2 protein-coding genes are annotated in these 2,009 nt (G+C 59.4%); both read left to right on the plus strand.

The window, feature by feature from the left end:
* Nucleotides 1-151: 151 nt before the first annotated feature.
* Nucleotides 152-334: a hypothetical protein gene (locus FSO04_RS45605; RefSeq protein WP_102857292.1), complete on the plus strand. Its 183-nt coding sequence runs from the start codon at nucleotides 152-154 to the stop codon at nucleotides 332-334.
* On the plus strand, nucleotides 331-2,009 hold a 1,679-nt coding region (locus tag FSO04_RS45610; RefSeq protein ID WP_154567984.1), incomplete at its 3' end, for a recombinase family protein. The genes FSO04_RS45605 and FSO04_RS45610, both read left to right, overlap by 4 nt.

Consider the following 2,009-nt stretch of genomic DNA (forward strand, 5'->3'; position numbering starts at 1 on the left):
ATAGCGCCACCAACAACAGAGCAAACTGCCGGATAAAATTGGGTCTGCGCATTTCAAGGGAGTGCCTGGCGCCGTGGTCCAGAAGCTGTTCCAAGGTTGATGTGGACCTCGTCCTTGAGACGGTCGCTCCCGCTGACAGGAAGGTGCAGCGATGACCCGAGGACGTAAAAAATGGCGCGTACGTCTGGCCTTCGAGCCGAACCGCTACGCCCAGGAGCAGTTGCAAAAGGCGTACGAGCAGATCAGTCCGATCGAAGCACGCGCAACGGCACAGCCGTCCGCTACGCGGCGCGCAGCGGCCAGGAAGGCGACCGTCAAGCGAGGTGGACGATGAGCAAAGCTGCGATGGTTGCGCTCTATGCGCGGGTATCCTCCGAACAGCAGAACAAACGCGGCACCATTGAAAGCCAGATCGCTGCACTGAGGGAGCGTATTTCGGCTGACGGCGCGCAGATCGTCGACGACATGTGTTTCGTTGACGCTGGCGTGAGCGGCGCGACACTGATCAGGCCACAGCTGGAGCGACTCAGAGACTGTGCCGCGCTCGGTGCGATCGATCATCTGTACATCCTGTCACCGGACCGGCTGGCGCGCAAATATGCGCACCAGGCGCTGCTGATGGAAGAGTTCACGGCCTGCGGCATCCAGGTGGTGTTCCTCAATCACGCAATCGGTACGACGCCGGAAGAGTCACTGCTGTTGCAGATGCAGGGCATGATCGCCGAATACGAGCGGGCGAAGATCGCTGAGCGTCACCGTCGTGGCAAGCTTCACGGCGCAAAACGCGGCAGCGTCAATGTACTCTCCGGGGCACCCTACGGCTACCGCTACATTCGCCGGCAGCTTGACGGAACGCCGGCCCGGTACGTGATCGAACTGCCCCAGGCTGCAACGGTCCGGGCGATCTTCCAGTGGGTGGGGATGGACCGCCTGAGCATAGGAGAAGTGGTACGCCGACTGACCGAGTCGGGTACTGTGACGGCATCGGGCAAGCCGTACTGGGACCGCAGCGTGGTATGGGGCATATTGCGCAATCCTGCGTACATGGGGCGGGCTGCGTTCGGCAAGACGCAGTCGCGCGATCACCTGCAGGTGCGCGTGCGTGCCCAGCGCCACAGTGCCGACGTGCCCAGAAAGCCGTATTCAACAACACGCACAGACCCGCAGGACTGGATCGAGATCCCGGTGCCGGCCATCATCAGCGAGGCGCTGTTTCAATCTGCTCAGGAACAGCTTGCCGAGAACCGCAAGCTGGCACGCCAGAGGCGCGGGAGCGCGCCGCTACGCCTGCTGCAAGGGTTGACGGTCTGCGGCCAGTGTCGTTACGCCTATTACGCAAAGAAAGTGAGCAAGGCTGCGTCCAAGGGGCATCAGCGGGACTACGCCTATTACCGCTGTGTTGGAACCGATGCCTATCGCTTCGGCGGCCAACGTATCTGTGACAATCTGCAGGTTCGAACGGACCGGCTCGATGATCTGGTATGGCAGCAGGTCGTGGAATTGCTAAGGCATCCGGAACGACTGAAGAACGAATATGAGCGTCGACTGGATATGATGGAGCGCCATGAGAAGCGTGGCTTTGACACGAGCAACCTTGAAAAGCAGCGGCTGCAGCTGGAAAAGGGCAAGTCCCGGCTGATCGACAGCTATGCAGACGGTATCATCGACAAGACCGACTTCGAACCGAAGATGCAGCAGCTGAAGAACCGGCTTGAGCAGATTGACCAGCAGATCCTTGAGTCCAGACAGCAAGGGGCGGTGCAAAGCGAGTTGTTTCTGGTCATAAACCGGCTCGAGGAATTTGCAGGCGCCGTCACCGAAAAACTGGATACGATTGATCTTGAAACGAAGCGCAGGATCGTGTTGGGTCTGGTCAAGCGCGTCGAAATCCACAAGGATGAAATCGTCGTTGTGTTCAGGATCGATCCACAGCCGGGGGCTCTCGCCAGCGAAAATCCGAATGATTCAGACGACGGAGTGAAAAGTATGCAACATTGTACGAGGCGTAA

The organism is Paraburkholderia madseniana, from assembly GCF_009690905.1.
Lineage (GTDB): Bacteria > Pseudomonadota > Gammaproteobacteria > Burkholderiales > Burkholderiaceae > Paraburkholderia > Paraburkholderia madseniana.